The sequence below is a fragment of the Escherichia sp. E10V10 genome (assembly GCF_004211985.1).
Classification (GTDB): domain Bacteria; phylum Pseudomonadota; class Gammaproteobacteria; order Enterobacterales; family Enterobacteriaceae; genus Escherichia.
In genome coordinates this window covers 57,138-83,902 of sequence record NZ_RHJO01000010.1, presented here as the reverse complement: position 1 = coordinate 83,902, position 26,765 = coordinate 57,138, and the positions used below count along the sequence as shown (strand labels likewise).

The window sequence follows — 26,765 nt, the reverse complement described above, 5'->3', positions numbered from 1 at the left end:
ACTCCTCAGATTGACAGCTTCTTGACGCGCTTGCCGCCATATAGCAGGTTTACGATGGCACGCGTACCGACAATCGCGGTAAACATCGACGTCGCCACACCGATACCGGTAGTAATCGCGAACCCTTTAATTGCCCCGGTACCCACCGCGTACAGGATGATGACTTTAATCAGCGTGGTGATGTTCGCATCGAAGATGGAACTGAACGCGCCACGATAACCTTCATCAATTGCCTGCTGAACAGTACGCCCGTTGCTTAACTCTTCTTTAATACGTTCGTTGATCAGTACGTTAGCATCGACCGCTACCGCAAGGGTTAAGACGATACCCGCAATACCCGGCATACTCAGCGTTGCGCCTGGCAACAGCGACATAATGCCGACAATCAAGATCAAGTTCGCAATCAGAGCACTGGTCGCAATCAGACCAAACTTCTTATAGAAGAGGATCATGAACAGAATAGAAACCAGCAGGCCAGCCAGACACGCTTCCAGCCCCTGTTCAATGTTCTGCATACCCAGAGTCGGGCCAATGGTACGTTCTTCAACAATCTGAATCGGCGCGATCAACGCACCGGCACGCAGCAGCAGCGACAGCTGACGCGCTTCGTTCGGGTTGTTGATACCAGTGATACGGAAGCTGTTACCCAGACGAGACTGGATATTCGCGATGTTAATCACCTCTTCCTGTTTCACCAGAACCGCACGACCGTTTGCATCTTTCTTACCGCTGTCTTTGTACTCCACAAACAGGGTCGCCATCGGTTTGCCGATGTTGTCCTTAGTGAAGTTAGACATGATGTTGCCACCAGCGCTATCGAGCGAGATGTTAACCTGCGGCTGGTTGTATTCGTCCTGGCTGGAAGTGGAGTCGGTGATATGGTCACCGGTCAGAATTACGCGTTTGTACAGCACAACCGGCTGACCTTCGCGGGTCTGTTTCACTTCAGAGTCGCCCGGTACGCGGCCAGATGCAGCAGCGGCCTGGTCAACGTTGGTGTTTACCAGACGGAACTCCAGCGTCGCGGTCGCGCCAAGAATCTCTTTCGCGCGAGCGGTATCCTGAATACCTGGCAGCTCAACGACAATGCGGTCTGCGCCCTGACGTTGTACTACAGGCTCCGCCACACCAAGCTGGTTTACACGGTTACGCAGGATGTTAATGTTCTGCTGCACCGCATATTCACGCGCTTCACTGAGACGCGCATCGCTCATGACCGCACGCAGCTGGTTGCTACCCTGGCTGCTAATGACCAGATCGGGATGACGCTTGCTCAGATATGCAATGGCTTCATCACGGGCGTTGCCATCGCGGAAAGTGATGCTCAGACCGTAATTATTTTCTTTACGAACAGTGGTATACGGGATGCCTTTTTCACGCAGATCGCTGCGCAGGCTATCGATATTTTGTTCCTGAAGTTTGCCAAGCGCAGTGTCCATATCCACTTCCATCAGGAAGTGAACGCCGCCACGCAAGTCAAGGCCGAGCTTCATCGGCTCAGCGTGAATAGCTGCCAGCCAGCGCGGCGTAGCCGGGGCAAGGTTAAGCGCCACGACATATTTGTCACCCAGAATGCCCATTAATGCTTCACGAGCGCGTAGCTGGGTGTCAGTGGAGTCGAAGCGCGCAAGAATAGCGCCCTCTTCCAGTGCCACAGACTTAGCAGTTATTTTTTCTTCTTGTAACGTTTTCTGGACCTGGATCAGCGTTTGCTCACTGGCGGCGACTCCGCGCGCGCCAGTGATCTGAACAGCCGGATCCTCACCAAACAGGTTGGGAAGCGCATACAGCAGACCGATGACAATCACCACGATCAGCATGACGTACTTCCACAAAGGATAACGGTTTAACACGGCAATTCCCTTAGGGAAAAATTTTAATTACAGCGCCTTCATGGTGCCTTTCGGCAGAACGGCGGCTACGAAGTCACGTTTAATAACTACTTCAGTGGTGTCATTCAGCGCGATAGCAATGTAGCCGTTTTCTGCTACTTTGGTTACGCGACCGACCAGGCCACCGTTCGTCAGCACTTCATCACCTTTCGCGATGGAGTCCATCAGCTTTTTGTGTTCTTTGGTGCGCTTCTGCTGTGGGCGCAGGATCATGAAATAGAAAATCAGACCGAATACCACCAGCATCAAAATCAAAGACATCGGGCTACCTTGTGCCGGAGCACCCGTTGCCGCTACCGCATCAGAAATAAAAAAGCTCATTAAATTTCCCTCATTATTAATATTAATCAACGTTCAAAGGTGGTACTTCTCGCCCCTGACGCTGGTAAAAATCAGCTACGAAGCTCTCTAATTTACCCTCTTCAATAGCCTTGCGTAAACCCGCCATCAAACGCTGGTAGTAACGAAGGTTATGAATGGTGTTGAGTCGCGCGCCTAATATTTCGTTGCAACGGTCGAGATGATGCAAGTAGGCACGTGAATAATTGCGACAGGTGTAGCAATCACACTCAGGATCGAGCGGGCCAGTGTCGCTCTTATACTTCGCATTGCGGATTTTCACCACGCCATCGGTCACGAACAGATGACCGTTACGCGCATTACGTGTTGGCATTACGCAGTCAAACATATCGATACCGCGGCGCACGCCTTCAACCAGGTCTTCCGGTTTACCAACGCCCATCAGGTAACGTGGTTTGTCTGCCGGAATTTGCGGGCACACATGCTCCAGGATACGGTGCATATCTGCTTTAGGCTCACCCACTGCCAGACCGCCGACAGCGTAGCCATCAAAACCGATATCTACCAGACCTTTAACAGAGATATCACGTAAATCTTCGTAAACGCTGCCCTGAATGATACCAAAGAGCGCATTTTTGTTGCCGAGGCTGTCAAAACGCTCGCGGCTACGCTTCGCCCAACGCAGCGACATCTCCATAGAGCGCTTCGCGTAATCCCAGTCAGCAGGATACGGCGTACACTCGTCAAAAATCATGACGATGTCTGAGCCAAGATCGTATTGAATCTCCATCGATTTTTCGGGATCGAGGAAAATCGGGTCGCCGTTAATGGGGTTACGGAAGTGCACGCCCTGTTCGGTGATTTTACGGATATCGCCGAGACTGAAGACCTGGAAGCCGCCGGAGTCGGTAAGGATCGGGCCTTTCCACTGCATAAAATCGTGCAGATCGCCATGCAGTTTCATGATTTCCTGACCCGGGCGTAGCCACAGGTGGAAAGTGTTACCCAGAATAATTTGCGCGCCAGTGGCTTCAACTTCTTCCGGCGTCATCCCTTTTACGGTGCCGTAGGTGCCAACAGGCATAAAACAAGGCGTTTCCACTACGCCACGATCGAAGACCAGGCGGCCACGGCGTGCGCGACCGTCGGTGGTGTCCAGTTCAAATTTCATTTTTTCTCCACTACGTCAGAAAAACAGTCCAACGTTTAAACCAGCGCCGCGGAATTACTCCCCGACGCGCTCATTAATTGCCTGCGGATTGTACGTGATAAACATCGCATCACCGTAACTAAAAAAGCGATATTTCTCTTCTACTGCCGCTTTATAGGCGTTCATGGTGTGTTGATAACCGGCAAATGCGGAAACCAGCATAATCAGCGTTGACTCCGGCAGATGGAAGTTAGTCACCAGCGCATCGACCACTTTGTACTGGAAGCCGGGATAGATAAAGATTTGTGTATCATCGAAAAACGGTTCAATCAGATTGTTTTTCGCCGCCTGGGCCGCGCTCTCAAGCGAGCGAACAGAGGTGGTGCCAACCGCAATCACCCGATTTCCACGCGCTTTCGCAGCCAGCACTGCGTCAACCACATCCTGCGGCACTTCTGCATATTCCGAGTGCATGATGTGGTCTTCAATGGTATCGACGCGTACCGGCTGGAAGGTACCCGCCCCCACATGCAGAGTCACGAATGCCATCTCCACGCCCTTGGCGCGCAATTTTTCCAGCAGCGGTTCGTCAAAGTGCAGTCCGGCGGTCGGTGCTGCTACCGCGCCTGGTTTTTCGCTATAAACCGTTTGATAAAGTTCGCGGTCTGCATCTTCGTCCGGACGGTCGATGTACGGCGGCAGTGGCATATGGCCGATGCTGTTGAGAATATCCAGCACCGAGCGCTCATCGTTAAATTCGACTTCAAACAGCGCGCCATGACGAGCGGTCATTGTTGCTTTGATGCTTTCGTCATCGCCCAGCAGTAGCTCCGCGCCCGGTTTTGGCGCTTTCGAGGCGCGAATATGCGCGAGAATGCGTTTGTCGTCGAGCATCCGCTCAACCAGCACTTCAATTTTACCGCCGCTAGCTTTTCGCCCAAACAGACGCGCCGGGATCACGCGGGTATTGTTAAAAACCAGAAGATCGCCGGGGTTGAGCTTATCGAGTAAATCGGTGAAAGTACCGTGCGTCAGCGCGCCCGTCGGCCCGTCCAGCGACAGTAAACGACAGCTACTGCGTTCAGGCATGGGATAGTGGGCAATCAGGGATTCGGGCAATTCAAAGGAGAAATCGGTAACGCGCATGACACTGACTCAGACTAAAATAAGAGGCGGGTAGTCTAGTGCCGGGGCGCTCTCCCTGCAACCTTTACCCCCCTTTGGATAGAATATAATCGATGAATTTTTTAGCTCACCTGCATTTAGCCCATCTCGCTGAAAGTTCGCTTTCCGGCAACTTACTGGCTGATTTTGTTCGCGGAAATCCTGACGAAAGTTTTCCGCCCGACGTGGTTGCAGGTATTCATATGCATCGGCGTATCGATGTGTTAACCGACAATCTGCCGGAAGTCCGCGAAGCGCGGGAGTGGTTTCGCAACGAAACTCGCCGCGTTGCGCCTATTACGCTGGATGTGATGTGGGATCACTTTCTGTCCCGCCACTGGTCGCAGCTGTCGCCGGACTTTCCGCTACAGGAATTTGTCTGTTATGCCCGCGAACAAGTGATGACGATTTTGCCGGACTCACCGCCGCGCTTTATCAATCTGAATAACTACTTGTGGTCAGAGCAATGGCTGGTGCGCTATCGCGATATGGATTTCATCCAGAGCGTGTTAAACGGCATGGCAAGCCGTCGCCCACGTCTGGATGCTCTGCGTGACTCCTGGTACGATTTAGACACCCATTACGACGCCCTTGAAACCCGCTTCTGGCAATTTTATCCGCGGATGATGGAGCAGGCGTCACGCAAAGCGTTGTAAGGTATTAATTCATCCACACCGTGGCTGATATCGCGGGCAACGCCAGGATCCCATCTACCCGTTGTCCGTTCCCTTCTTTGCATTGCCATTGCGCGACATTAAGCAACGGCGATGCGGGTAGCACCACTTCACACGCTTCACCACGGTTGATTGCCACTAGCACACGCTGCTGATTGAGCACACGCACAAACACCACCACGTTATCTTCCGCATACAACACCTGACAGCCGCCACGACGCAATGCCAGGCTCTTCTTACGCAGCGCAATCATTCGCAGGTATAGCGCGAATAGCTCCGTATCTTGTTTTTCCGGGTCCCAGGGAAACGGTTTACGACAAAATGGATCGTTATTGCCGTCCAGCCCCACTTCATCGCCGTAATAAATACACGGCACACCAGGCCAGGTGAACAGCCAGACGACCGCCAGTGGCAGACGCGCAACATCCCGTCCGAGTAACGTTTTAAATCGCGCGGTATCGTGACTATCGAGCTGGTTAAACATACGCAGTTGCTGTTGATGAGAAAGCCCGGCACGGTAATTGTCCATCCAGGTCATACAGATTTGAGCGTTAATCTGCTGCGGATCGTAAGAGACATCGGTATTAGCGAGAAAGCCCCACAGCGGAAAAGTAAAGCCGCGATAGTTCATCGATGCATCTTCCACATCGGCCTGTAACCATTGCCGCGCATCGCCAAAATATTCACCGACAATGTACGCTTCTGGCTGGGTTTCTTTCGCCGCCTCAGTGATGCCGGCGACATGCTGCAAATTATTGCGCGCCCCGCCCGCTTCCCCCAGCATATGCACCACATCCAGCCGCCAGCCGTCCATATTCCACGGCGCTTTCAGCCAGTGACGGACAATGCTGTCTTCACCGCGATAAATTTCATTCACCAGACTTTCCGACTGATAATCCAGTTTTGGCAGGCTGGCATAGCCCAGCCAATCGAGCGCCGTTCCGTCATCGCGAAACGAGTACCAGTCGCGCCAGGGCGATTCGGGGTTATGGCAAGCGCCGCCCGTCCCGCGATTGTGCCTGTCAAACCAGGCATGAGAATCGCCACTGTGGTTAAACACGCCGTCCAGCATCAGGCGCATTCCTTGCTGCTGCGTGTTGTGTCTCAAACGCAGCAACGCCCCGTCGCCGCCACACTGCGGATCGACGTGGCGATAATCTTCGGTATCGTATTTATGCACGCTGGGTGCTTTAAACACCGGATTAAGATACAGCGCCGTCACGCCGAGTTTTTTCAGGTACGGCAGTTTTTCGCTTATCCCGTCCAGATCGCCGCCATAGAACGTTGATCCGCCCGCCTGTGCCGTGACCGGTTCATCCCAGTCACGCAATATGATTTCCCGCCCGGCGGCGTGATGATAATAGACATGATCCTGATCGGCATTACGAGGCAGACTCCGGGCAAAACGATCCGGGAAGATCTGATAAAAAATCTGATCCGCCGCCCATTGTGGTCCGATATCCGGCACATCGACGGCAAACTGTTCCAGCCGTGCTGGTGGTATTGGGCTGAAACCTTGCGGCGTAAACCAACGCTGGCGATCGTGCCACAGCAATTTGAAACTGTAGCGCCGCCGTGGTTGCCCGGTGACGAGAGAGAGCGCTCCCCGCCACGCCGTCACTCCAGGCTGCGGCTGGCTGCGCTGTTTATGCATCGGTATTGATGTTTCTTCGTTATCGTTTTCCATGCGCAACATAATGCGCTGTGGCGGCTCTTCGCCCGTCAGCCACAGTGTAATGAGCAGTTGATCTTTGCTTTGTTTAACAAATGGGGACACCGGCAGGTGCCATGCATTCAACATCATAATTCCCCTGCGATTAAAATGTGTTCACCTTGCCATAGCCTAATGCAGGATCAATCATCATCTGAAGGATATTTGGGGGAGGAGGACGGGGGCGGATAATTTTCGGAATAGCCGGATCAGGTTTTGCTCCTGATCCGGCGACAAAAGGCAGGAATTAGTGGTTTTCTGCCAACTGGCGATCGTGGCGGCGTTTAAACATCCAGCCAATCAACAGCACCACAATCCACGCAAAACCAACGTACAGAGAGATACGCGTTTCAGGGTGATAACCGATCAGTCCGATGATAAAGACCAGGAAAACCAGCCCCGTGATGGTCGTTGCCACTCCGCCAGGAACTTTAAATTTCAGCGCTTTAACTTCTTCTGGCGGCAGGCGGCGACGGAAGGCAATCTGCGACAGCAGGATCATAATCCACACCCACACGGTAGCGAAGGTCGCCAGCGAGGCAATCACCAGGAAGACGTTTTCCGGCATGATGTAGTTCAGATACACAGCAAACAGCAGCGCGGTAGTCATGACCAGCACCGTGACCCACGGAATACCGCGACGCGACGTTTTGCTGAAAATTTTCGGCGCACTGCCCTGCTCTGCCATGCCGTGCAGCATACGGCCTACACCAAACACATCGCTGTTAATTGCCGACAGCGAAGCAGTCAGCACAACGAAGTTAAGAATGCTGGCGGCAAAGGTAATCCCCAAATGCTGGAACGTCAGCACGAACGGGCTACCTGCAGTACCTACCTGATTCCACGGATAGATAGACATAATGACGAACAGCGTACCAACATAGAACACCAGAATACGCATCGGCACTGAATTAATCGCGCGCGGAATAGACTTCTCCGGCTCTTTCGCTTCACCGGCGGTAATACCAATAATTTCAATACCACCGTAGGCAAACATCACCATTTGCAACGACATCACCATGCCAAGCCAGCCGTTACTGAAGAAGCCGCCGTTGCTCCACAGGTTATGGATACCGGTCGGTTGCCCGCCGTTGCCAATCCCCCAAATGATGATACCGAAACCAGCAACGATCATGATGATAATGGTGGCGACTTTAAAGAACGAGAACCAGAATTCCAGCTCACCAAAGACTTTCACGCTCATCAGGTTAATGGCGCAGATAATCAGCACCACGCTCAACACCCATATCCAGTGCGGCACCGTCGGGAACCAGACGCCCATATAGATACCGAAAGCAGTTACATCGGCGATGGCGACAATAAGGATTTCAAAGCAGTAGGTCCAGCCGGTGATATAACCTGCCAGCGGGCCAAGGTTTTCCTGCGCATAACGCGAGAAAGAGCTGGCGGCCGGGTTATGTACCGACATTTCTCCCAGCGCACGCATAATGATATACGCCGCGACACCACCGATAATATAGGCCAACAACACGCTCGGTCCGGCCATTTTGATGGCGTCCGCCGAACCGTAAAACAACCCGGTGCCAATTGCTGAACCCAGTGCCATAAAGCGTATGTGTCGGGTACTTAGCCCACGCTTTAGCTTGTTCTTACTTTCCATCAATTCCTAACCCATCAACACAATAAAAAACCACGGGGCATCGCAGCCCCGTGGTTAAAACAAATTTACAGTGATTTAGTGAGCGCTGGAGGTCACCTGACGACCTGCTGCGCGATCCCAGATAATGGCCAGAACCACCATCACCACCGTTGGCATTAACCACGCCAGACCTTGTTCGGCCAGCGGTAAACGCTGCGCCCAGGACGGTAAAATATCGCTGAATGCAGATGCTTTGATCCCGTCGAGAATACCAAAAAGCAGGCTGATAAACATCGGCGGAGCAATCACGCGGGACGAATTATGCCACCATGAGCGTGTAAAACTTAATACAACCAGTGCGATACAAGGCGGATAAATGGCAGTCAGCACCGGTACAGAGATCTGAATCAGCTGGCTCAAGCCCAGATTAGACACCACCATCGAGAAGCCGCCGAGGATAAACACCAGCGTACGGTATGAGAGCGGGATGTATTGGGCGAAGAATTCCGCACAAGCGCAGGTCAGACCAACCGCCGTGACCAGACAAGCGATGAAGATTAACGCCGCCAGCAGGAAGCTACCGCCGCCGCCAAAGGTGTGCTGAACGTAAGCATGCAGAATAGCGGCACCATTTGCGGATTGATCAACCAACGACGCGCTGTCTGAACCCAGACGGAACAGCGCCAGGTACAGCAGAGTCAAACCAACGCCTGCCATCAGGCCAGCCCAGACGGTATAACGGGTCAGCAGACGCGCTTCGGTAACGCCGCGAGAACGCGCCGCGTTAACAATAACGATACCAAACACCATCGCGCCCAGCGTATCCATAGTCAGATAGCCATTGACGAAGCCGTTAGAAAACGCAGCGTTTTGATAAGCCTCAGTTGCCGTGCTGATAGAACCCGCAGGCCAGACAATCGCCGCAACAGACAGGATGACCAGCGCGATAATTTTCAGCGGTGCAAGGAAGTTGCCCACGGTATCCAGCAGCTTGCCCGGATAGAGCGAAACCAGAATAACGATAGCGAAATAGACCAGGCTGTAGATAAACAGCGGCAGTGCGGAGTCACCCGTTAGCGGCGCAATGCCCACTTCAAAGGAGACAGTTGCCGTACGCGGTGTTGCAAACAGCGGTCCTACCGCCAGGTAGCAAACCGTTGCCAGCAGCACCCCTGCAACTTTACCGATTGGTGTACTCAGACTATCGACGCCGCCGCCAACTTTCGCCAGCGCCACTACCGTTAATACCGGCAGACCAACGGCAGTAATAAGGAAGCCGAATGCCGCAGTCCAGACGTGTTCGCCTGCCTGCAAGCCGACCATAGGAGGGAAAATAATGTTACCTGCGCCAACGAACAACGCAAATGTCATAAAGCCCAGAGCGATGATATCGCGCGATCTTAACTGATGGGTCATAAATCATACTGCCTGTGGATGTGGTGTTGTAACGTTAAATTTTGTGCCAATCCCTGGGGATGATACAGCGGTATATTTAAACAATTTTAGCGGGAAATACTCCCAACCAGGCGCGGCGAAGAATAGTTTTTCGATTTACCGCGTGAATGCAGTCAGTATGACAGCACCTGAAGCGCAATTTAAACGCTTATAACGTTTTAAAGCAAGGAGGGATCTAAAAACCAGAGGTATATAGCGATAAGAAATCACCAACCAGTATAAAACACTATTTCCGTGAAAAAGATATGGCTTATCATGCGAACAAAAAATCACCAGACATGGTAAAATTCAGCGCCCGTTTTTTGACTGCAAAGAAAAAAAGCCAGCATCGGCTGGCTTATGGCAACAAAAAATGACAAAGGCGGATTAATCGCTATTTTTGGCAATTAAACGTTCCGGCAGAACAAAACTGAAACGCGTGCCTTTACCCACCGTACTTTCAATATTGAGCCGGCTTTCATGATGATTTACCGCATGCTTCACGATCGCTAACCCCAACCCGCTACCGCCAGTTTGTCGGGAACGCGCTTTATCAACGCGATAAAAACGCTCGGTCAGGCGTGGAATATGCTCCGGTGCGATGCCCGGTCCATTATCTTCAACGCTAAATTCAGCACCGTGCGGCACTCGCTGCCAGCGTACGGTGATATGCGTACCTTCCGGTGTATGATTCACTGCGTTATAGACCAGATTCGAAATCGCACTGCGTAACTGGTCTTCGCTACCAGACACTTTGAGGCCGTTATCAATCTCAAAGGTAAATGTCTGTTTTTGCTGGCTCAGCGTCTGAGCTTCACGCTCAACGACGCGCAGCATCATCGGCACATCAACCTTCTCATTCAGCAACTGCGTCGGCGCGGCTTCAATTTTCGACAAAGTCAGCAACTGCTTCACCAGCCCTTCCATCCGCTGAGTCTGCTCACGCATGGTGTGCAACGCTTTTTCGCGTACCGCGCCTTCCAGCGGCTGCTCATCCATCATCTCCAGGTAACCCTGTAACACGGTCAATGGCGTGCGTAACTCATGGCTTACGTTGGCGAAAAAGTTGCGCCGCGCCCCTTCCAGTTGATGCATTTGCGTGACATCTCGCGCCACCATCAGCAGCTGTTTATGGGTATAAGGCATGACGCGAATTTCCAGATGCCGCCCGGTGTTGAGCACCAGATTGAGCGGGCGAGAAAAATCACGCGTTTTCAGATATTGCGTAAACTCCGGATAACGCAGCAGGTTAAGGATGTTCTGCCCGTTATCTTCTGGCCAGCGCAGACCTAGAATTTGTTGCGCCAGACCGTTACACCAGAAAATACCGCCCTCTTCCGTGGTCAGCACCACCGCGTCAGGCAGCGACTCCGCGCCGCTACGAAAGCGTTTGATAAGATTACCCAGCTCGCGGCGGCGTTTTTTATTACGCAGTTGCATCTGGTGTAAACCGTACAGCAGCGGTTCCCAGCTACCACGCCCCGGTGGCGGGGTCATACTGCGATCCACCCACAGCCACCATGAAAGGCGCAATAAATTCCAGAAATGCCAGATAAGCAGTCCTGTTACCGATGCCAGCAAAAACCAGGGCAGGTAACCAAAAAATGCACCCAGGATGAAAGCCGGGAGGCAGCAAAGTAGCAGCTCCAGCACCAGCCTTTTCCACGACAGCCGTTCCAGCACGTAAGATACTCCAGTTAAGAAATCATAAGCCCTGCTCTGCGTCCGATGAGCAAGGCGTTAAAAGCGGGTTGAAAAACGATATCCTGTACCGCGCACGGTCTGCACCATGCGGTCATGCCCGCCGGGCTCCAGTGCTTTACGCAGGCGGCGAATGTGGACATCGACCGTGCGGTCTTCCACATATACGTTGGTTCCCCAGACGTGATTTAACAGTTGCTCGCGACTGTACACGCGCTCGGGATGCGTCATAAAAAAGTGCAGCAGTTTAAATTCAGTTGGCCCCATCTCCAGCGGTTCTTCGCCCGCCATCACCCGGTGAGATGTCGGGTCGAGACTTAGCCCCTGCATCTCAATCACCTCTTCCACCGCCATCGGCGATATACGGCGCATTACCGCTTTGATTCGCGCCACCAGCTCCTTCGGCGAAAACGGCTTGGTGATATAGTCATCCGCACCGGTTTCAAGGCCGCGCACGCGATCTTCTTCTTCCCCTCTGGCGGTCAACATCACAACCGGAATATCACGGGTCATCGACTCACGCTTGAGATGTTTGATGAACTGGATACCGGAGCCGCCGGGTAACATCCAGTCGAGGAGAATTAAATCCGGCCAGGGTTCATTCAGTTGGTTCACAGCACTGTCATAATCTTCCGCTTCGACCGGCTGGAAGCCATTTTGCTCGAGCACGAAGCAGACCATTTCGCGAATTGGAGCTTCATCTTCTACGACCAGAATACGTCTCGCCATGATTTGCCCTGTTGTAATAAATAGATTGCGATCATTAATGCGACGTCATTATGCGTCAGATTTATGACAGATTTATGAAAAGCTCGTCGCACATATCTTCAGGTTATTGATTTCTGTGGTGCAGAAAAAAGCAAATAGCGCACCTGTTTGGGTATAATCGCGCCCATGCTTTTTCGCCAGAGAATCGTTATGCGCATCCTTCACACTTCAGACTGGCATCTCGGCCAGAACTTCTACAGTAAAAGCCGCGAAGCTGAGCATCAGGCTTTTCTTGACTGGCTGCTGGAGACAGCACAAACCCATCAGGTGGATGCGATTATTGTTGCCGGTGATGTTTTCGATACCGGTTCGCCGCCCAGTTACGCCCGTACTTTATACAACCGTTTTGTTGTCAATTTACAACAAACGGGCTGTCATCTGGTGGTACTGGCGGGAAACCATGATTCGGTCGCCACGCTGAATGAATCGCGCGATATCATGGCGTTCCTCAATACTACCGTGGTCGCCAGCGCCGGACATGCGCCGCAAATCTTGCCTCATCGCGACGGGACGCCAGGCGCAGTGCTGTGCCCCATTCCTTTTTTACGCCCGCGTGACATTATTACCAGCCAGGCGGGGCTAAACGGTATTGAAAAACAGCAGCATTTGCTGGCGGCTATTACTGATTATTATCAACAACACTATGCCGATGCCTGCAAACTGCGCGGCGATCAGCCTCTGCCCATCATCGCCACGGGACATTTAACGACCGTGGGCGCCAGTAAAAGTGACGCCGTGCGTGACATCTATATTGGCACGCTGGACGCGTTTCCGGCACAAAACTTTCCGCCAGCCGACTACATCGCGCTCGGGCATATTCACCGCGCGCAGATTATTGGCGGCATGGAACATGTTCGCTATTGCGGCTCCCCCATTCCACTGAGTTTTGATGAATGCGGTAAGAGTAAATATGTCCATCTGGTGACATTTTCAAACGGCAAATTAGAGAGCGTGGAAAATCTGAACGTACCGGTAACGCAACCCATGGCGGTGCTGAAAGGCGATCTGGCGTCGATTACCGAACAGCTGGAACAGTGGCGCGATGTATCACAAGAGCCACCTGTCTGGCTGGATATCGAAATCACTACCGATGAGTATCTGCATGATATTCAGCGCAAAATCCAGACATTAACCGAATCATTACCTGTCGAAGTATTGCTGGTACGCCGGAGTCGTGAACAGCGCGAGCGTGTGTTAGCCAGCCAACAGCGTGAAACCCTCAGCGAACTCAGCGTCGAAGAGGTGTTCAATCGCCGTCTGGCACTGGAAGAACTGGATGAATCGCAGCAGCAACGTCTACAGAATCTTTTCGCCACGACGTTGCAGACCCTCGCCGGAGAACACGAAGCATGAAAATTCTCAGCCTGCGCCTGAAAAACCTGAACTCATTAAAAGGCGAATGGAAGATTGATTTCACCCGCGAGCCGTTCGCCAGCAACGGGCTGTTTGCCATTACCGGCCCAACCGGTGCGGGGAAAACCACCCTGCTGGACGCCATTTGTCTGGCGCTGTATCACGAAACCCCGCGCCTCTCTAACGTTTCGCAATCACAAAATGATCTCATGACCCGCGATACCGCCGAATGTCTGGCGGAAGTGGAATTTGAAGTGAAAGGTGAAGCGTATCGCGCGTTCTGGAGCCAGAATCGGGCGCGTAACCAGCCGGACGGTAATTTGCAAGTGCCACGCGTAGAGCTGGCGCGCTGCGCAGACGGCAAAATTCTCGCCGACAAAGTGAAAGATAAGCTGGAACTGACGGCGACGTTAACCGGACTGGATTACGGGCGCTTCACCCGTTCGATGCTGCTTTCGCAGGGGCAATTTGCTGCCTTCCTCAATGCGAAACCGAAAGAACGCGCGGAATTGCTCGAGGAGTTAACCGGCACCGAAATCTACGGGCAAATCTCCGCGATGGTTTTTGAACAGCATAAATCGGCCCGTACTGAGCTGGAGAAACTGCAAGCGCAGGCCAGCGGCGTCGCGTTATTAGCGCCAGAACAGCTGCAATCGCTTACAGAAAGTTTGCAGGTACTCACTGACGAAGAGAAACGGTTACTCACTGCGCAGCAGCAAGAACAACAATCGCTAAACTGGTTAACGCGTCTGGACGAATTGCAGCAGGAAGCCAGTCGCCGTCAGCAGGCATTGCAACAAGCGTTAGCCGAAGAAGAAAAAGCGCAACCGCAACTGGCGGCGCTCAGCCTGGCACAACCGGCACGAAATCTTCGTCCGCACTGGGAACGCATCGCAGAACACAGCGCAGCGCTAACGCATACTCGCCAGCAGATTGAAGAAGTAAATACTCGCTTACAGAGCACAATGGCGCTTCGCGCGAGCATTCTCCACCACGCGGCGAAACAGTCAGCAGAATTACAGCAGCAGCAACAAAGCCTGAATGCCTGGTTACAGGAACACGACCGCTTCCGTCAGTGGAACAACGAACTGGCGGGTTGGCGTGCGCAGTTCTCCCAACAAACCAGCGATCGCGAGCATCTGCGGCAATGGCAGCAACAGTTAACCCATGCTGAGCAAAAACTTAATGCGCTTGCGGCGATCACGTTGACGTTAACCGCCGATGAAGTTGCTAGCGCCCAGGCGCAACATGCTGAGCAACGCCCACTGCGTCAGCGGCTGGTTGCGCTGCATGGGCAGATTGTTCCCCAACAAAAACGTCTGGCTCAGTTACAGGTCGCTATCCAGAATGTCACTCTGGAAAAGACGCAACGTAACGCCGCACTTAACGAAATGCGCCAGCGTTATAAAGAAAAAACGCAACAACTTGCCGATGTGAAAACCATTTGCGAGCAGGAAGCGCGCATCAAAACGCTGGAAGCTCAACGTGCACAGTTACAGGCGGGTCAGCCCTGCCCACTTTGTGGTTCCACCAGCCACCCGGCGGTCGAGGCGTATCAGGCGCTGGAGCCTGGCGTTAATCAGTCTCGATTACTGGCGCTGGAAAACGAAGTTAAAAAGCTCGGTGAAGAAGGTGCGGCGCTACGTGGGCAACTGGATGCATTAACGAAGCAGCTTCAGCGCGATGAAAACGAAGCGCAAAGCCTCCGACAAGATGAGCAAGCACTTACTCAACAATGGCAAGCCGTCACGGCCAGCCTCAATATCACCTTGCAGCCGCAGGACGATATTCAACCGTGGCTGGATGCACAAGATGAGCACGAACGCCAGCTGCGGTTACTCAGCCAACGGCATGAATTACAAGGGCAGATTGCCGCGCATAATCAGCAAATTATCCAGTATCAACAGCAAATTGAACAACGCCAGCAGCAACACTTAACAGCATTGGCGGGTTATGCACTGACATTGCCACAGGAAGAGGAAGAAGAGAGCTGGTTGGCGACACGTCAGCAAGAAGCGCAGAGCTGGCAGCAACGCCAGAACGAATTAACTGCGCTGCAAAACCGTATTCAGCAGCTGACGCCGATTCTGGAAACGTTGCCGCAAAGTGATGAACTCCCGCACAGCGAAGAAACTGTGGCGCTGGAAAACTGGCGGCAAGTTCACGAACAATGCCTCGCGTTGCAAAGCCAGCAGCAAACGTTGCAGCAACAGGAGGTTCTGGCAGCGCAAAGTCTGCAAAAAGCCCAGGCGCAGTTTGACACCGCGCTACAGGACAGCATTTTTGACGATCAGCAGGCATTTCTTGCGGCGTTAATGGATGAGCAGACGCTAACTCAGCTGGAACAGCTGAAACAGAATCTGGAAAACCAGCGTCGTCAGGCGCAAGCGCTGGCCACTCAGACAGCTGAAACGCTGGCACAGCATCAGCAACACCGACCTGGCGGGCTGGATCTCACGGTGACGGTGGAACAGATTCAGCAAGAGTTAGCGCAAACTCACCAAAAGTTGCGTGAAAACACCACTCGCCAGGGGGAAATTCGCCAGCAGCTGAAGCAGGATGCAGACAACCGTCAGCAACAACAAACCTTAATGCAGCAAATTGCACAGACGACGCAGCAGGTTGAGGACTGGGGATATCTTAATTCGCTGATTGGCTCCAAAGAGGGCGATAAATTCCGTAAATTCGCTCAGGGGCTGACGCTGGACAATCTGGTCCATCTGGCTAACCAGCAACTTACCCGGCTGCACGGTCGCTACCTGTTACAGCGTAAAGCCAGCGAGGCGCTGGAGGTCGAGGTTGTTGATACCTGGCAGGCAGATGCGGTACGCGATACCCGTACGCTTTCCGGCGGCGAAAGTTTCCTCGTGAGCCTGGCACTGGCGCTGGCGCTTTCGGATCTGGTCAGCCATAAAACGCGTATTGACTCGCTGTTCCTCGATGAAGGTTTCGGCACGCTGGATAGCGAAACGCTGGATACCGCCCTTGACGCACTGGATGCCCTGAACGCCAGTGGTAAAACCATCGGGGTGATTAGCCACGTTGAAGCGATGAAAGAGCGTATTCCGGTGCAGATTAAAGTGAAGAAGATCAACGGACTGGGCTACAGTAAACTGGAAAGCGCGTTTGCGGTGAAATAACTATTCAGCAGGATAATGAATACAGAGGGGCGAATTATCTCTTGGCCCGACTGGTCGTTATCCTGCAAGCTATCACTTTATTGGCTACGGTGATTCGTAGCTGCTCTGTTGGTTGTGATGGTGGTATGAAAAAAGTTATTTTATCTTTGGCTCTGGGTACGTTTGGTTTGGGGATGGCCGAATTTGGCATTATGGGGGTGCTCACGGAGCTGGCGCATAACGTAGGAATTTCGATTCCTGCCGCCGGGCATATGATTTCGTATTATGCGCTGGGGGTGGTAGTCGGTGCGCCGATAATCGCGCTTTTTTCCAGTCGCTACTCACTCAAACATATCTTGTTGTTTCTGGTGGCGTTGTGCGTCATTGGCAACGCCATGTTCACGCTCTCTTCGTCTTACCTGATGCTCGCCATTGGTCGGCTGGTATCCGGCTTTCCGCATGGCGCATTTTTTGGCGTCGGCGCGATCGTGTTATCGAAAATTATCCAACCCGGCAAAGTCACCGCCGCCGTGGCGGGGATGGTTTCCGGGATGACAGTCGCCAATTTGCTGGGCATTCCGCTGGGGACGTATTTAAGTCAGGAATTTAGCTGGCGCTACACCTTTTTGTTGATCGCTGTTTTTAATATTGCGGTGATGGCATCGGTCTATTTTTGGGTGCCGGATATTCGCGACGAGGCGAAAGGAAAGCTGCGCGAACAATTTCACTTTTTGCGCAGCCCGGCCCCGTGGTTAATTTTCGCCGCCACGATGTTTGGCAACGCAGGTGTGTTTGCCTGGTTTAGTTACGTTAAACCTTACATGATGTTTATTTCCGGTTTTTCGGAAACGGCGATGACCTTCATTATGATGCTGGTCGGACTGGGGATGGTGCTGGGGAATATGCTAAGTGGCCGGATTTCCGGACGTTACTCGCCGCTACGCATTGCGGCAGTGACTGACTTTATCATTGTACTGGCACTGCTGATGCTCTTTTTCTTCGGCGGTATGAAAACAACGTCGCTTATTTTTGCTTTTATTTGTTGCGCGGGATTATTTGCCCTTTCAGCACCGCTGCAAATATTGTTACTGCAAAATGCCAAAGGTGGGGAGTTATTAGGTGCCGCGGGAGGGCAAATAGCGTTTAACCTCGGTAGCGCCGTGGGTGCTTATTGCGGCGGGATGATGCTGACGCTGGGGCTGGCGTATAATTACGTGGCGTTGCCTGCTGCCCTGCTCTCGTTTGCTGCGATGTCCTCATTGCTGCTGTATGGTCGCTATAAGCGCCAGCAAGTAGCGGAGAGTCCGGTGCTGGCGAAACCACTGGGATAGGTTGCAGTCACGGTGCACGTTACTTGTTGCCGGATGCGGCGTGAACGCCTTATCCGGCCTACGGGCTGATCATTTTGTAGGCCTGATAAGACGCTGCAAGCGTCGCATCAGGCATCTGAGCACGGTGCCGGATGCGGCGTGAACGCCTTATCCGGCCTACGGCTGCTCATTTTGTAGGCCTGATAAGACGCGACAAGCGTCGCATCAGGCATCTGAGCACGGTGCCGGATGCGGCGTGAACGCCTTATCCGGCCTACGGCTGCTTATTTTGTAGGCCTGATAAGACACTGCAAGCGTCGCATCAGGCATCTGAACACGGTGCCGGATGCGGCGCGAGCGCCTTATCCGGCCTACGGCTGCTTATTTTGTAGGCCTGATAAGACGCTGCAAGCGTCGCATCAGGCATGATGCACCAGTTGCCTGGGTTTTTTACTCTTGTGGCCATAACCATGCGGCGCCGCGTACGCCGCTCGAATCACCATGCTTCGCCTTACGCACGGGCGTTTCACATTCGCCACCGAAGACAAATTGTTTAATCAGCGGTGGAACTGTTTGATATAAACGGTCAACATTGCTCATCCCTCCGCCCAGGACAATCACATCCGGGTCGAGAATATTCACCACATGCGCCAGCGACTTCGCCAGTCGTAGCTCATAACGACGTAATGCCAACCCAGCAACCGGATCGTTTTCTTCAACCAGGCGGATAATTTCACTGCCTTTCAGCGCATGTCCGCTCAAACGACGATAATCCGTCGCGAATCCCGTGCCCGAAATAAAGGTTTCAATACAACCTTGTTTACCGCAATAACAAGGGACTTCCTCGCGATAACGCAGTTCGTCTTCGTCCATCCACGGTAGCGGATTGTGTCCCCACTCGCCTGCCGTGCCATTGCCGCCGATATGCGCCCGACCATTGAACGCCACGCCCGCGCCGCATCCCGTGCCGATAATCACAGCAAATACCGTCTGCGCTCCCGCTGCTGCGCCATCTACCGCTTCCGAAACCGCCAGACAGTTGGCGTCATTTGCCAGCCGCACTTCCCGCTGCAACCGCGCGCTTAAGTCTTTATCGAATGGCTGACCGTTAAGCCAGGTTGAATTGGCATTTTTCACCACTCCGGTGTAAGGCGAAATCGAGCCTGGGATCCCCATCCCCACTGTTCCACGCTGTCCTGTCGCCTGCTCCGCCATCTCTACCAACGTGGCGATCGTTTCTATGGTCTGGCGGTAATCATCACGCGGCGTGGGCAGACGATGACGGTACAACTGCTCCCCTGCATCGCCCAGTGCAATCACTTCAGTTTTGGTGCCGCCTAAATCGATACCTATACGCACGGTACTCTCCTTATTTTTTTCAATATCAAAAGCGTAGAGACGGACAACCGGATTGGCAATGCAAGGCCGCCGACAATTCGTTATCATGCCCGCTAAATTTAACGACAAGGCCGTGGAAATTATCATGCTGTGGTTCAAAAATTTAATGGTTTACCGTCTTAGCCGCGAGATTTCGCTGCGTGCAGAAGAGATGGAAAAACAGCTAGCCTCGATGGCATTTACCCCATGCGGCAGCCAGGATATGGCGAAAATGGGCTGGGTTCCTCCGATGGGATCGCACAGCGATGCGTTAACGCACGTTGCCAATGGTCAAATTGTTATCTGCGCGCGCAAAGAAGAAAAAATTCTCCCGTCTCCGGTCATTAAACAGGCGCTGGAAGCGAAAATCGCCAAACTGGAAGCTGAACAAGCGCGTAAGCTGAAGAAAACCGAAAAAGATTCGCTGAAAGACGAAGTGCTGCACTCTCTGCTGCCGCGTGCTTTCAGCCGTTTTAGCCAAACCATGATGTGGATCGACACGGTGAACGGTTTGATTATGGTGGACTGCGCCAGCGCCAAAAAAGCGGAAGATACGCTGGCACTGCTGCGTAAAAGCCTGGGGTCGTTACCGGTTGTGCCATTGAGCATGGAAAACCCGATTGAACTGACGCTGACCGAATGGGTACGCTCCGGTAGCGCGGCACAGGGCTTCCAGCTGCTTGATGAAGCCGAGCTGAAATCGCTGCTGGAAGATGGCGGCGTGATCCGCGCGAAGAAACAAGATCTGACCAGCGAAGAGATCACCAATCACATTGAAGCCGGAAAAGTGGTGACTAAACTGGCGCTCGACTGGCAGCAGCGCGTTCAGTTTGTGATGTGCGACGATGGTTCGCTCAAGCGCCTGAAGTTCTGCGACGAACTGCGCGATCAAAACGAAGACATCGACCGCGAAGATTTTGCCCAGCGCTTTGACGCCGATTTCATCCTGATGACTGGTGAACTGGCAGCGTTAATTCAAAACCTGATTGAAGGATTAGGTGGCGAAGCACAACGTTAATTGCTGATTTGCCCTCAATGCCGGATGCGACGCCTGGGTGCGTCTTATCCGGCGTACGAAGCCATGCCAGGCATTAATCTAATCATTCGCTACGTCGGGTAATGATTTTTAACGCTGCAATATTGTGTGTTTTACGCCGTAACCTCATTTTAATTCCTCAAGCTTATTGCGCGCTTCACTACGAATTTGCCGTGTTGATCCGGTTTTAACTAATTCACGTAATTGTTGTGGATCCGGATGATCGGCAAATAACAGTAATGACGGATCCTCTTTTAACCACGCCGTTTTCACCTCAGCAGACAGTTGCGGATTGGCAATCGCTCCCTGACGATCCTGCGGTGTAACCAATGCTGTGAATGCGGAAGTCGGCGTATGCGCATTAATCAACGCCGTTTTACGTAATTGTTCATGCCGACTTTGCAGTAATGCCAGCCAAAACTCGTCATCAGGCTTATCTGTCAGCTTATCCAGCTCGATTAAAATAACGCTATCATCATCATTCCAGCGACGTAATCCTCTATCACACTGCCTACGATTACTATTTGTCATGTCTGTAACAGACAGCGCCCAGTCAGAATTAAAGCGATATTGCTTATCAAGACGGGCAATAATCTCTGATGGTAAATCATTTTTATCAAATAACTGATTGCGCATCCGGTAACGATATTCAGCCGGTAAATCAGGCAGCAAATCGATGGCGTCATTGAGCATTGCTTCATCTACCATGCCATTATCAATCAGTTCCAGTTGTATATCATACGCCTGCTCCTGATCCTCTTGCCGTTTGCTCATTATTAATTGCAATGTGCGCTGCCACAATTTTTTCTTATATTCCAACGGCAGCAGTTTATCGTGTGCTAATTCATTCCAGACAGCGGGGTTATCATGATGTGTCAGAAGATAGTTAATCACTTCAGTTGACGTCAGATAACGCGCACCTTCACGTAAATGTTGTATATCTTCTTTTGCCAGCGACAGTTGGCGCGCTTCAGGTAAAGCAATAAATAATGCCATCACGATATTTTTATGGTCTTTATTATCGAGATACATTTGATCTGCAATACGTTCAATATCGGGAATACTCATGTTTGCAGAAAGCCGCGTAACTTTGAGTTCCGCAAGGGCATGAGCTACGGCTTCACGGACCTTAAGTGATTGATCGTTACTCAGCGCCACGGCTTGTCGTGTAGTCAAATCGGCACCAGCAATTCGTTCGCGTAGTTCATCATCATCGCTATTTATCAGTTCATCCACCACGGATGCTGGCGCCAGCCACGCGTAATCGTACTGGCTGACTAACGTCTTACGCACAATCGGAAACGGACTCTGACTTAATAGGGCAATGATTTCCGGAGAAAGATTATCCTGTCTGGCCTGCTCAAGTTGGACGCTCTCGACAGGAGTCGACATTAATTTTTCATTCACTTCTGGTGAAATATCGCTGTTTTTAATCAGTCCTTTCGCCACTGCCTGGTCTTTAATAAAAGGTGCGGTGAGTAAATGCATTTGCCTGGCGGGCCAACGCTGCGCCATATATTCTCGTGTCTGGTCATCAGGATGCTGTAGCAATTGCAGCATAACATCGGTTGGTAGACTCTCCATGCGAGTCAGAAAACGCGCCACCAGCGGATCTTCATGCTTAACGTTGCCAGCCGCAAATTTTTCGACCTTGCCCTGTTCAATCCACTGCAATTTTTCACTTAACCCCGATACAGGTTTATCGCGAAACAACGGCAATCCCTGGACAATACTGGCCGCTACGCTGTCATAATCAGGATAGGCATTTAAAACATTGTCGGTTTCAATTTCAGTAATCCCATAGAGATCGGGCTCAAACAGCGAATACGCTTTTCGAATATTCGCATCCCAGTCATAATTTTCATTGCTGGTATCTTCGTTGATATAAAACTCAGCGTTATTAACCTCAAATTGCGTCGCCTTGTCTGAAACAATAATTCCGCGAGCCGTAATACCTTTCATTACTTCAAAGTTATGATCATTATAATCAGCATAGACTAAACCTTTCGCTTGCATCTCACCTTTGACGTATGCGAAATCATGATTAATAAAGTTATCGACAATCACATTGCCCAACACAATGAGTTGACCATCACCTGCCGAATAATCATCATAATCACCATTAATGGTTAAATTCCCCTTGATTACCAGGGTATGCTTATTACTAAAATTGCTGGGTATTGATAAATCTCCATTATGATAATACCAACGAATGTTATTTTTAAGCATATAAGAGGCTTCCATACTATCACCGGTTTCCTCTTTCACTCCATTACGTTCTTCTGCAGTCATGATATGGAAATCTGACTTAATAAGATCATCGCTAGTGATCCACTCAGCAGCGTAAACATTTTCGGTGGCAATAAATACAACCATACAGATGATCAATATTTTTATTTTATTCATAATCTTCACTGATATTAATATCAACCTTGATAGATTATGAATATATCGAAAATAGAAAAATTAGCAGCAACGGAGATTTTATTATTCGTGAAATAAGGAATATTTCAGAAAAATGCCCTCCCATTCAGACGGGAAGGCGCGATATTACAGATAGCGGCACAGATAGGAGGTCGGTTCGGCAACTTGCAGATGGAACTCGCTGTGGCCGGGAACATTAAATACTTCACCAGCTTCATACACGCGCCAGTCGGTAGCGCCAGGCAGCAAAACATTCAGCGCCCCGCTGACCACCGTCATCTCTTCGGGTTCCGCAGTACTGAACGTGTATTCACCTTCAACCATCACACCGACGCTGGCGCGGCCAGTATCGCTGCTGGTAAAGCCGATCGATTTCACTTTTCCGGAAAAGTATTCGTTACTTTGAAGCATAAACTGGCCCTGTCAGGTGGTTTAACATCTTCTTCACTATAGGGGCCAAAGGTGCTAACTGTCACGTAAAATTACACCAGCAATTCCGCCGCCAGCCTTGCAATCAATACGTTAGAGAGCAAAACAGGTACATCGAGCTTTTTTTGCAGTAAATCGCGATGACGCTGATTAAATCCTAAACAATCCAGCATGATGACATCCGCCCCATTCGCCAGCAATTCTTTCCCGGCATCAACGATTTTCTGTTCAGAATCGTGAATGGGATTTCCCAGCGAAAATAGTGGTGTTCTCTGCAAAATTTGCCATTTTTGCGCCTGAACGGCCAAAAGCTCTTCTACTGGTACAATAACACCGACCTGGTGACCTTCAACAATGGAGGAAACCAGCGGTGGGAGAATGCGCAAAGGCTCGAGGAAGATCGTATTTCGCGCTGTCATATTGCTAATGTTGGCCGTACTCATTAGCAAAATAACGTCATAATCCTGATTATCGAGTACCTCAATCACGCTTTGTAGATCACGCTCCACTTTACGGCGTGAAACGTGGGCCAGCTGGTTGTCATTTAATAATGTAAGAATAGTTTCTTCGCCTGCTTCTGGCGCATACTCCGCCATCACCTCTTCGCGGCTTAATTTCCCCAGCAGGCTATGATGGGAAATATTGTTTTCGTCAATGTACTCCGTCAGAAGCGGCAAAACTTCATGCATTGGTACAATGCCGATGGTCAGAATCGCCAACGACGCGCTCATTGTCTTCCACCTTTCTTTTTCGTCGTTAATTACCGGGCAAATACTAAGCACCACAGCGGGCGCTTGCCGATGCTACAAATGCAAAAAAGCGTAGCAGCAGACGCGCACGGCATAATGTAAAGATTCCCAATAGTTCCAGTAATGGATTGTTATTGTTTAATATTCTAATTATTTGAAAAACATGAATTGTGAAAAGTGTGATGCAGGTCCGTTGTAATAGCACTCAGAGTCCATTCCGAGCAGTCTGATGCGGTCACTCTTTATCAGGATCCTCATAGCGTTTTTTAGCATCCATCGCCTCCTGGGCCGTAGGATGTTCGCTGATCAAAGAGTCTGGTTTGGGATGATCGGCTCGCAGCTGATACCAGGTCACAGTCTGTCCTTGCTGGCCTTTTTCTACCGTAACAATTCTGGCTTCTCGGGGATAAGGCGGTTTCGTTGGCATTGTTCTTCCTTATTTCACGGGATGAACATTAAGTATAGGTGCCAGGACAATGACAGTTTGCCGTTTGTGCCAAAGCGGTTCGAATTTCAGAGATCACCTGACTGGGTTCGTTGTTAGCATCGACGATAATATGCGCAACTTCACGATATAATGCATCGCGTTCTTCCAGCACTTCCTGAACTTCTTCACTTAACGGTTTTCCTGTGAGTGTTGGCCGTAAATCCTCTTCTGGCGCTGCTTGCAGACGATTTACCAGCACTGACACCGGCGCGCACAAGTAAACCACAATCCCGTTATTACGCATGTAGTGGCGATTAAATTCCGTCAGAATAATACCGCCGCCCGTCGCGATAACGGTGGATGGTGCAGTTACTGCTTCCAGAGCTGCGCTCTCCCTGGCGCGAAATCCTGCCCACTCTTCCCTTTCGACGATCTCTGCTACCGTCATATTGAGTTGTGATTGCAACCATTGGTCGGTATCAACAAACCGACAGTTGAGCGAATCGGCAAGGGCCATTCCGACCGTTGTTTTACCACAGCCCCGAGGCCCGATCAGAAAAAGAGGTTGTGTCATCGTGGGTTTTCCCCAAAAGGTCGCAATGCGGCGAAAGCCGGTTTCGTAAGAATAACGATCATACCATCAAACTAGTACAATTTCGATTGTAAAGAAATAATTCCACTTAAGGAGTGAACTTCAATACATTCCTTACTATAACAAGAAATGAGCGAGAAAGAAGTGTAAATAATATATTACATTTACGAACAGTTACGTTGAACTTCCAGCCACCATTTTTCAAGTTCAGCCGCAAATGCCTGGCGGTCACGTTGCGAAAGGCTATCTGGTCCTCCGGTCTGGATCCCGCTGGCTCTAAGGGTATCCATAAAATCGCGCATCGTCAGACGTTCACGAATAGTCGCAGGTGTGTACCGTTCGCCACGCGGATTAAGTGCTGCCGCGCCTTTCTCGATGGCTTCAGCAGCCAAAGGAATATCTGCGGTTATTACCAAATCGCCCGCCTCACACTGACGTACAATTTCATTATCGGCCACGTCAAAACCTGCCGCGACGCGCAGCGTGCGAATAAACCGCGATGGCGGCACGCGTAAACTCTGATTTGCCACCAACACCAGCGGCATCTGCATACGTTCTGCCGCGCGATACAGAATCTCTTTAATTACATTGGGACACGCATCGGCATCCACCCATATTGTCATAAGGCTATCCTCTGTTGGGTAATCTTCTATTGTGTCGCGCTTTTGCCTTCCGGCATAGTTCTGTTTATGCTTCTGACCAGGCGCTTTTCAAAATAATGAATTCACGGCAGGAGTGTGCAATGGAAAAGAAAATCGGTTTTATTGGCTGCGGCAATATGGGAAAAGCCATTCTCGGCGGTCTGATTGCCAGCGGTCAGGTCCTTCCAGGGCAAATCTGGGTGTATACCCCCTCCCCGGATAAAGTTGCCGCCTTACATGAACAGTTTGGTATCAACGCTGCAGAATCGGCACAGGAAGTGGCGCAAATCACCGATATCGTCTTTGCTGCCGTCAAACCGGGCATCATGATTAAAGTCCTTAGCGAAATCACTTCCAGCCTGAATAAAGACTCTCTGGTGGTTTCTATCGCCGCAGGCGTTACGCTCGAACAACTTGCCCGGGCGCTGGGTCACGACCGGAAAATTATTCGCGCCATGCCGAACACCCCCGCGTTGGTCAATGCCGGGATGACATCCGTAACGCCAAACGCGTTGGTCACTCCCGAAGATACTGCCGATGTGCTGAATATTTTCCGCTGCTTTGGCGAGGCGGAAGTCATTGCTGAGCCGATGATCCACCCAGTGGTTGGCGTGAGCGGTTCTTCGCCAGCCTATGTCTTTATGTTTATCGAAGCGATGGCCGACGCCGCCGTGCTGGGCGGGATGCCACGCGCGCAAGCTTATAAGTTTGCCGCCCAGGCGGTAATGGGCTCCGCGAAAATGGTGCTGGAAACCGGCGAACATCCGGGCGCCTTGAAAGATATGGTCTGCTCACCAGGAGGCACAACCATTGAAGCGGTACGCGTTCTGGAAGAGAAAGGATTCCGTGCCGCGGTGATCGAAGCGATGACGAAGTGTATGGAAAAATCAGAAAAACTCAGCAAGTCCTGATGA

The 26,765-nt window shown here is 51.4% G+C and carries 22 protein-coding genes; 6 read left to right on the top strand and 16 right to left on the bottom strand.

What is annotated here, in order from left to right; genetic code table 11:
• Positions 1–5 precede the first annotated feature (5 nt).
• The 4 genes from secD to queA are packed head-to-tail and all read right to left on the bottom strand — an operon-like array spanning position 6 to position 4,488.
• Entirely contained in the window at positions 6–1,853 is a 1,848-nt protein-coding gene (gene secD / locus D9736_RS13890) for a protein translocase subunit SecD (protein WP_130215424.1), read from the bottom strand.
• Between the two features lie 27 nt (positions 1,854–1,880).
• The gene (gene yajC, locus D9736_RS13885; RefSeq protein WP_000007629.1) at positions 1,881–2,213 is read right to left on the bottom strand and encodes a preprotein translocase subunit YajC; all 333 of its coding nucleotides are present in this window, start codon (positions 2,211–2,213) and stop codon (positions 1,881–1,883) included.
• A 22-nt stretch (positions 2,214–2,235) separates the two neighbouring features.
• The gene (tgt, locus tag D9736_RS13880) at positions 2,236–3,363 is read right to left on the bottom strand and encodes a tRNA guanosine(34) transglycosylase Tgt (protein ID WP_000667317.1); all 1,128 of its coding nucleotides are present in this window, start codon (positions 3,361–3,363) and stop codon (positions 2,236–2,238) included.
• Positions 3,364–3,417: 54 nt separating this feature from the next.
• A complete protein-coding gene (queA, locus tag D9736_RS13875) occupies positions 3,418–4,488 on the bottom strand; it encodes a tRNA preQ1(34) S-adenosylmethionine ribosyltransferase-isomerase QueA (RefSeq protein WP_130223245.1) in 1,071 nt (356 codons plus the stop codon).
• Between the two features lie 92 nt (positions 4,489–4,580).
• Here queA and acpH point away from each other — a divergent pair, with 92 nt between their 5' ends.
• On the top strand, positions 4,581–5,162 hold the full coding sequence (acpH, locus tag D9736_RS13870) for an ACP phosphodiesterase (protein ID WP_130223247.1): 582 nt from the start codon (positions 4,581–4,583) through the stop codon (positions 5,160–5,162).
• A 4-nt stretch (positions 5,163–5,166) separates the two neighbouring features.
• Here the strand turns inward: acpH and malZ are convergent, their stop codons facing one another.
• The 5 genes from malZ to phoB all read right to left on the bottom strand — a co-directional run bounded on the left by malZ (position 5,167) and on the right by phoB (position 12,355).
• Positions 5,167–6,984: a maltodextrin glucosidase gene (gene malZ, locus D9736_RS13865; protein ID WP_130258535.1), complete on the bottom strand. Its 1,818-nt coding sequence runs from the start codon at positions 6,982–6,984 to the stop codon at positions 5,167–5,169.
• 154 nt (positions 6,985–7,138) lie between these two features.
• Complete coding sequence (proY, locus tag D9736_RS13860; protein ID WP_130223251.1) at positions 7,139–8,512, bottom strand: proline-specific permease ProY; 1,374 nt, start codon at positions 8,510–8,512, stop codon at positions 7,139–7,141.
• Between the two features lie 75 nt (positions 8,513–8,587).
• Positions 8,588–9,907 carry a branched-chain amino acid transporter carrier protein BrnQ gene (gene brnQ, locus D9736_RS13855; protein ID WP_130206217.1) on the bottom strand — a complete coding sequence of 440 codons (1,320 nt, stop codon included), beginning with the start codon at positions 9,905–9,907 and terminating at the stop codon, positions 8,588–8,590.
• 405 nt (positions 9,908–10,312) lie between these two features.
• Complete coding sequence (gene phoR / locus D9736_RS13850; RefSeq protein ID WP_130206215.1) at positions 10,313–11,608, bottom strand: phosphate regulon sensor histidine kinase PhoR; 1,296 nt, start codon at positions 11,606–11,608, stop codon at positions 10,313–10,315.
• A gap of 57 nt (positions 11,609–11,665) precedes the next feature.
• A complete protein-coding gene (phoB, locus tag D9736_RS13845) occupies positions 11,666–12,355 on the bottom strand; it encodes a phosphate response regulator transcription factor PhoB (protein WP_000113933.1) in 690 nt (229 codons plus the stop codon).
• A gap of 189 nt (positions 12,356–12,544) precedes the next feature.
• Here phoB and sbcD point away from each other — a divergent pair, with 189 nt between their 5' ends.
• The 3 genes from sbcD to araJ all read left to right on the top strand — a co-directional run bounded on the left by sbcD (position 12,545) and on the right by araJ (position 18,197).
• Positions 12,545–13,747: an exonuclease subunit SbcD gene (gene sbcD, locus D9736_RS13840; RefSeq protein ID WP_130258534.1), complete on the top strand. Its 1,203-nt coding sequence runs from the start codon at positions 12,545–12,547 to the stop codon at positions 13,745–13,747.
• Positions 13,744–16,887, top strand: coding sequence for an exonuclease subunit SbcC (gene sbcC, locus D9736_RS13835; protein WP_130258533.1), 3,144 nt, complete (start codon positions 13,744–13,746; stop codon positions 16,885–16,887). Before sbcD ends, sbcC begins: the two co-directional genes overlap by 4 nt.
• Before the next feature lie 125 nt (positions 16,888–17,012).
• A complete protein-coding gene (araJ, locus tag D9736_RS13830; protein ID WP_130206209.1) occupies positions 17,013–18,197 on the top strand; it encodes an MFS transporter AraJ in 1,185 nt (394 codons plus the stop codon).
• A gap of 429 nt (positions 18,198–18,626) precedes the next feature.
• Here the strand turns inward: araJ and mak are convergent, their stop codons facing one another.
• The gene (gene mak, locus D9736_RS13825; RefSeq protein ID WP_130258532.1) at positions 18,627–19,535 is read right to left on the bottom strand and encodes a fructokinase; all 909 of its coding nucleotides are present in this window, start codon (positions 19,533–19,535) and stop codon (positions 18,627–18,629) included.
• 124 nt (positions 19,536–19,659) lie between these two features.
• On the opposite strand from mak, the gene rdgC reads away from it, so the two are divergent.
• On the top strand, positions 19,660–20,571 hold the full coding sequence (gene rdgC, locus D9736_RS13820) for a recombination-associated protein RdgC (RefSeq protein ID WP_130206205.1): 912 nt from the start codon (positions 19,660–19,662) through the stop codon (positions 20,569–20,571).
• Between the two features lie 144 nt (positions 20,572–20,715).
• Here the strand turns inward: rdgC and D9736_RS13810 are convergent, their stop codons facing one another.
• From D9736_RS13810 to D9736_RS13785, 6 genes are all read right to left on the bottom strand, one after another.
• Positions 20,716–22,995 (bottom strand): DUF2773 domain-containing protein, encoded by a 2,280-nt coding sequence (locus tag D9736_RS13810; RefSeq protein WP_130258531.1) that lies wholly within the window; start codon positions 22,993–22,995, stop codon positions 20,716–20,718.
• 144 nt (positions 22,996–23,139) lie between these two features.
• A complete protein-coding gene (gene ppnP, locus D9736_RS13805; protein ID WP_064527100.1) occupies positions 23,140–23,424 on the bottom strand; it encodes a pyrimidine/purine nucleoside phosphorylase in 285 nt (94 codons plus the stop codon).
• Between the two features lie 71 nt (positions 23,425–23,495).
• Positions 23,496–24,173: an AroM family protein gene (locus tag D9736_RS13800; protein WP_130206197.1), complete on the bottom strand. Its 678-nt coding sequence runs from the start codon at positions 24,171–24,173 to the stop codon at positions 23,496–23,498.
• 253 nt (positions 24,174–24,426) lie between these two features.
• Positions 24,427–24,618 carry a protein YaiA gene (gene yaiA, locus D9736_RS13795; RefSeq protein WP_130206195.1) on the bottom strand — a complete coding sequence of 64 codons (192 nt, stop codon included), beginning with the start codon at positions 24,616–24,618 and terminating at the stop codon, positions 24,427–24,429.
• A 28-nt stretch (positions 24,619–24,646) separates the two neighbouring features.
• Positions 24,647–25,192 (bottom strand): shikimate kinase AroL, encoded by a 546-nt coding sequence (gene aroL, locus D9736_RS13790; protein ID WP_130223263.1) that lies wholly within the window; start codon positions 25,190–25,192, stop codon positions 24,647–24,649.
• Positions 25,193–25,374: 182 nt separating this feature from the next.
• Positions 25,375–25,833: a YaiI/YqxD family protein gene (locus tag D9736_RS13785; RefSeq protein ID WP_130215406.1), complete on the bottom strand. Its 459-nt coding sequence runs from the start codon at positions 25,831–25,833 to the stop codon at positions 25,375–25,377.
• Positions 25,834–25,952: 119 nt separating this feature from the next.
• Between D9736_RS13785 and proC the strand changes: the two genes are divergently transcribed.
• On the top strand, positions 25,953–26,762 hold the full coding sequence (gene proC, locus D9736_RS13780) for a pyrroline-5-carboxylate reductase (protein WP_130258530.1): 810 nt from the start codon (positions 25,953–25,955) through the stop codon (positions 26,760–26,762).
• The last annotated feature ends 3 nt before the right edge of the window (positions 26,763–26,765 follow it).

Bases quoted from the DNA above. Each gene is read 5' to 3' on its own strand.
- yajC (WP_000007629.1), bottom strand. From the start codon at position 2,213: ATGAGCTTTTTTATTTCTGATGCGGTAGCGGCAACGGGTGCTCCGGCA.
- araJ (WP_130206209.1), top strand. From the start codon at position 17,013: ATGAAAAAAGTTATTTTATCTTTGGCTCTGGGTACGTTTGGTTTGGGG.
- tgt (WP_000667317.1), bottom strand. From the start codon at position 3,363: ATGAAATTTGAACTGGACACCACCGACGGTCGCGCACGCCGTGGCCGC.
- rdgC (WP_130206205.1), top strand. From the start codon at position 19,660: ATGCTGTGGTTCAAAAATTTAATGGTTTACCGTCTTAGCCGCGAGATT.
- sbcD (WP_130258534.1), top strand. From the start codon at position 12,545: ATGCGCATCCTTCACACTTCAGACTGGCATCTCGGCCAGAACTTCTAC.
- queA (WP_130223245.1), bottom strand. From the start codon at position 4,488: ATGCGCGTTACCGATTTCTCCTTTGAATTGCCCGAATCCCTGATTGCC.
- malZ (WP_130258535.1), bottom strand. From the start codon at position 6,984: ATGATGTTGAATGCATGGCACCTGCCGGTGTCCCCATTTGTTAAACAA.
- D9736_RS13800 (WP_130206197.1), bottom strand. From the start codon at position 24,173: ATGAGCGCGTCGTTGGCGATTCTGACCATCGGCATTGTACCAATGCAT.
- aroL (WP_130223263.1), bottom strand. From the start codon at position 25,192: ATGACACAACCTCTTTTTCTGATCGGGCCTCGGGGCTGTGGTAAAACA.
- proC (WP_130258530.1), top strand. From the start codon at position 25,953: ATGGAAAAGAAAATCGGTTTTATTGGCTGCGGCAATATGGGAAAAGCC.
- yaiA (WP_130206195.1), bottom strand. From the start codon at position 24,618: ATGCCAACGAAACCGCCTTATCCCCGAGAAGCCAGAATTGTTACGGTA.
- ppnP (WP_064527100.1), bottom strand. From the start codon at position 23,424: ATGCTTCAAAGTAACGAATACTTTTCCGGAAAAGTGAAATCGATCGGC.
- acpH (WP_130223247.1), top strand. From the start codon at position 4,581: ATGAATTTTTTAGCTCACCTGCATTTAGCCCATCTCGCTGAAAGTTCG.
- brnQ (WP_130206217.1), bottom strand. From the start codon at position 9,907: ATGACCCATCAGTTAAGATCGCGCGATATCATCGCTCTGGGCTTTATG.
- D9736_RS13810 (WP_130258531.1), bottom strand. From the start codon at position 22,995: ATGAATAAAATAAAAATATTGATCATCTGTATGGTTGTATTTATTGCC.
- phoB (WP_000113933.1), bottom strand. From the start codon at position 12,355: ATGGCGAGACGTATTCTGGTCGTAGAAGATGAAGCTCCAATTCGCGAA.
- proY (WP_130223251.1), bottom strand. From the start codon at position 8,512: ATGGAAAGTAAGAACAAGCTAAAGCGTGGGCTAAGTACCCGACACATA.
- sbcC (WP_130258533.1), top strand. From the start codon at position 13,744: ATGAAAATTCTCAGCCTGCGCCTGAAAAACCTGAACTCATTAAAAGGC.
- D9736_RS13785 (WP_130215406.1), bottom strand. From the start codon at position 25,833: ATGACAATATGGGTGGATGCCGATGCGTGTCCCAATGTAATTAAAGAG.